This window comes from Microbacterium sp. Bi128 (assembly GCF_918698205.1).
In genome coordinates this window covers 1-4,261 of record NZ_CAKKMM010000378.1, presented here as the reverse complement: position 1 = coordinate 4,261, position 4,261 = coordinate 1, and the positions used below count along the sequence as shown (strand labels likewise).

Annotated in this window: 4 protein-coding genes and 1 pseudogene; 3 read left to right on the top strand and 2 right to left on the bottom strand. The window is 69.7% G+C overall.

Annotated features, from left to right (window positions below; all coding sequences use genetic code 11):
• The coding region (locus tag LQV45_RS19400; RefSeq protein WP_230008418.1) for a hypothetical protein at window positions 1–347 on the top strand (347 nt) is incomplete at its 5' end.
• Between the two features lie 86 nt (window positions 348–433).
• Window positions 434–994, top strand: coding sequence for a hypothetical protein (locus LQV45_RS19395; RefSeq protein WP_230008417.1), 561 nt, complete (start codon window positions 434–436; stop codon window positions 992–994).
• Window positions 995–1,000: 6 nt separating this feature from the next.
• On the opposite strand, the gene LQV45_RS19390 is transcribed toward LQV45_RS19395, so the two are convergent.
• A complete protein-coding gene (locus LQV45_RS19390; protein WP_230008416.1) occupies window positions 1,001–1,315 on the bottom strand; it encodes a DUF2277 domain-containing protein in 315 nt (104 codons plus the stop codon).
• A 116-nt stretch (window positions 1,316–1,431) separates the two neighbouring features.
• Here LQV45_RS19390 and LQV45_RS19385 point away from each other — a divergent pair, with 116 nt between their 5' ends.
• Entirely contained in the window at window positions 1,432–3,126 is a 1,695-nt protein-coding gene (locus LQV45_RS19385; RefSeq protein ID WP_230008415.1) for a long-chain-fatty-acid--CoA ligase, read from the top strand.
• Window position 3,127: 1 nt separating this feature from the next.
• On the opposite strand, the pseudogene LQV45_RS19380 reads toward LQV45_RS19385, so the two are convergent.
• A pseudogene (locus LQV45_RS19380) lies at window positions 3,128–4,261 on the bottom strand (bifunctional glutamine-synthetase adenylyltransferase/deadenyltransferase); the annotation flags it as partial.

The following is a 4,261-nucleotide window of genomic DNA, read 5'->3' as shown; positions in this document are numbered from 1 at the left end:
CCGACGCCGACCCCATCGCCGCGTGGGGGCGCAAGGACTGGCTGGGCAGCACGCACGCCGAAGACCCGCGCGACGTGCCGGGCGTCTCGTCGTTCAGCTCGAACGGGGGTGTCGTACCGGGCTACGGCTCCATCCAGGGCGAGCTCGGCGAGGGCACCGACAGCCACGACACGGCCAACAGTATGAAGGACGTGCTCGTGGGATGGGCCGTGGGACCGGGCGGTGCGCCCATCCCCCGCTACGAGTCGGTGGAGCAGACGGGGTATCTCGACCCGTCCGCGGAATCGTTCAAGCACTTCGTGGTGGGATTGCGCGAGGCCCTAGAGACGGCAGGAGCGAACGAATGATCGGACACCGCAAGCGACGGACGCCCGCACTGCTCGGGGGCGCCGTGATCGCCGGGATCGTTTTGACAGGATGTGGAGGTCCGCAGATGTCCCCTCAGGAGACACTGTCCAGTGACGCGAGCTTCGACGATGCCCGTGCGGTGAACCTGGAATTCAAGGCGACCGTCGCGGAGGTGCAGAAGCAGATCTTCGACGGCGAATGGGCGGTCGCCGAATACGGCGACACCCCGCAGCCCTGCGACGGGGGGTACGAGTTCTTCCTCCGGCGGAACCTGCCGGACGGATTCTCGTTCGACGGTCAGGGGCCCCAGCGGATGGACGAACTCCGTACGTGGATGGGCGACAACGGGTGGCAGCTCGCCCCGACGCCGACATACGGCGGGGGCATCGAGAACATCGTGATCATGGCCGGCAAGCCGGAGGCGAAGGTGTCGCGTCTGGATGTGGACATGATCCCCGGCGTCGCCGCCGAGGGCACTGTCGATGTGCTGGAACTCCGCGCGACCTCCACGTGCGAACCCGGAGATGCCGGCGTGCTCCTCGACCAGCTGCGGGGCCCGCTGACCGCTGTGCCGAACGACGATGGCATCCCGGATCTGGAGAGTCCGGATGCCACTCCCCTGTTCGAGCGCTTCGACGAGGGGTGATCGGGCTCAGGATGCCGAGCGCGCGGCGCGCTTCTGCTCCTGGAACACGCGGATCGCCTCGTAGCGGTCGGCGGATCGGGCCTGGCGCTTCGCCGCCTCGACCTCGCGCGTCTTGGGTGGAGCCGTCGTGACCAGCTCGTCCAGCAGCCGCCGAGTGGCGTTTGCGATCTCGTCGACGGCCCGATCGAACGTGTCCTGGTTCGCCCGTGAGGGCTTCGTCGTTCCGGTGATCTTGCGCACGAATTGCAGGGCTGCGTCGTGGCACTCGTCATCGGATGCCGGGGGCTCGAAGTTGTGCAGGGGCACGATGTTGCGGCACATGCCAGCAGGGTAGGCCGCTCCCCCGCGTCCCGAAAGAGGCGGAGCGCGCAAGCTCCCGGCATCCGCACAGGCGGCGCGTCGCCGCGGTGTCGGTGGGTCACGGAATGATGGATGCCATGACCTCCCCGTACGTGTCGCGACCGTGGCTCAGCTCCTACGCCGAGGGCGTGCCCCACGAGATCGACGAGCCGTCGCAGACGCTTCCCGAGATGATCGCCGACTCGGTGCACCGGTACGGGAAGACCACGGCTCTGGAGTTCTTCGGCGCGCGGACGACGTATCGCGAGCTCGGCGATCAGATCTCCCGCGCCGCCGAGGGACTGCGGCGGCTGGGCGTCAAGGCGGGCGACCGCGTCGCCCTGGTGCTGCCCAACTGCCCGCAGCACGTCGTCGCGTTCTATGCCGCTCTGCGCCTCGGAGCGATCGTCATCGAGCACAACCCGCTCTACACCGCGCGCGAGCTGCGGCACCAGTTCGAGGATCACGGCGCCCGGTTCGCGATCGTCTGGGACAAGGTGGCCGACCTCGTGGCCGACTTCCCGTCCGACCTCGCGCTTGAGCACATCGTCGCCGTCGACATCACGCGGGCGATGCCGTTCGGCACCCGCCTCGCGTTGAAGCTGCCGGTGAAGAAGGCGCGCGAGTCGCGCGCACAGCTGACCGCGGCACCGACGTCGAAGCGCCCGACACCGTGGGAGAAACTGCTCACGCACGGCAAGCTCGCGCGCAAGCACGAGGGGCCGCTCCTCGACGACATCGCGCTCCTGCAGTACACCAGCGGCACGACGGGCAGCCCGAAGGGCGCCGTGCTCACCCACAGCAATCTGCGCGCCAACGCGATGCAGGGCCGCGCCTGGGTGCCCGGCCTCCACGACGGCGAAGAGACGTTCTACGGTGTGCTCCCCCTCTTCCACGCGTATGGCCTCACCCTCTGCCTGACGTTCGCGATGAGCATCGGTGCGACGCTCGTGCTGTTCCCCAAGTACGACCTCGACCTCGTGGCATCCGCGGTGAAGAAGAGCCCGCCGACGTTCCTGCCGGCCGTCCCGCCGATCTACGACCAGCTCGCCCGCGCCGCCAGCCGCGGCACCCTCGACCTGTCGACGGTGCGGTTCGCCATCTCGGGAGCCATGAGCCTGCCCGTCGCCACCGTCGATCGGTGGGAGGCGGCGACCGGCGGCCTGCTCGTCGAGGGGTACGGCATGACCGAGTCCTCGCCGGTCGCGCTCGGCAACCCGATCGGCCCCTCGCGGCGTCCGGGAACCGTCGGCGTCCCGTTCCCGAGCACCGACATCCGGGTCGTCGACCCCGACGACCCCGAGACCGATCTGCCGCTCGGCGAGACCGGCGAGCTGCTGCTGCGCGGTCCGCAGGTGTTCGAGGGGTATTGGAACCGCCCGGCCGACACGGCGGCCACCCTGCTCGACGGCGGCTGGCTGCGCACCGGCGATATCGCGTCGGTGTCGGCCGATGGCTTCGTCACGATCGTCGACCGGCTGAAAGAGATCATCATCACGGGCGGCTTCAACGTCTCGCCCAGCGAGGTCGAAGACGTGCTCGTCTCGCACCCCGACATCGAGGGCGCCGCCGTCGTCGCACTTCCCAAGCCGCGCGGCGGCGAGGATGTCGCCGCCGCGATCGTCGTGCGCGACGGCGTCCAGCTCGATGCCGAAGCCGTGCGCGACTTCTGCAAGTCGCGTTTGGCGGCCTACAAGGTGCCGCGTCGCGTGGTCGTCGTGGACGACCTTCCGCGTTCGCTCATCGGCAAGGTGCTGCGCCGCGAGGTGCGCGAGCGCCTCATGGCATCCTGAGTCACCCGTAGAAGAGCTTCTCGAAGACGCGTCGCGCGCGCCGCGTGGCGCCGAGATAGTCCTCTTCGACCTGGGTGGCCGAGTGCGGCGGGTACTCCAGAATCCGACCGATCCCGTCGAGCCGCCCGCGGTCGGCGGGAAGCACATCGCTCGTCTGGCCCGACAGCAGGGTGTTGGCCGACCGCAGACGGCTGGCCAGATGCCAGGATGCCGCGAGCTTGTCGGCCGCGTCACGGTCGATGAGGCCCGCGTCGACCGCGGCGTCCAGGGCACCGAGGGTCGACGTGGTGCGCATCGCGGGGGTGGCTCGGGCATGCTGCAGCTGCAGGATCTGGACCAGCCACTCGACGTCGCTGATGGAGCCGGGACCGAGCTTGAGATGCCGCGCCGGGTCGGCGCCCTGCGGGAGCCGTTCGTTCTCGACGCGCGCCTTGATCCGCCGGATCTCGCGCAGCCCGTTCGGGTCGGCGGTGGTCGGGTAGCGGACGTCGTCGGCGAGGGCCATGAAGTCGGCGATGAGCTTCACGCTTCCGGCGACGCCACGGGCGCGCAGGAGCGCTTGCGCCTCCCACGACAGCGACCAACGCCGGTAGTACTCGGCGTAGGCGTCGAGCGAGCGGGCGAGCGGACCGCTGCGGCCCTCGGGGCGCAGCTCCGCGTCGAGGTCGAGCGGCAGCCGGTGGTCTTCGGAGTGTTCGCGCAGGCCCGCGACGAGCTTCAAGGCGAGGGTGCTCGCGCGCTGCGGGTCGATGCCGTTCGCGCGGTAGACGTACATCACGTCGGCATCCGAACCGAACCCGATCTCGCGGCCGCCGAAGCGACCCATCGCGATCACCGAGAAGTCGAGGGCGTCGTCCTCCGGGGGCACGACCTCGCGCCGGACCGCGCGCAGCGTGGCCTGGATGGTGACCTCGGTGATGGTGGTCAGGGCATCGGAGAGCTCTTCGAGCGAGACGACCTCGAGCACCGCCGCCATCGCGACGCGCAGCATCTCGCGGCGGCGCAGAGCCCGCACCGAGCGCATCGCGTCGTCGATGTCGTCCCACCGCGTCTGAATGGCCCGGGCTTCCTCTTGCAGCGCCGCCCACGATCGCGGTCGCAGCAGAGAGTCGTCGTTGAGCCACGCGAACGACTC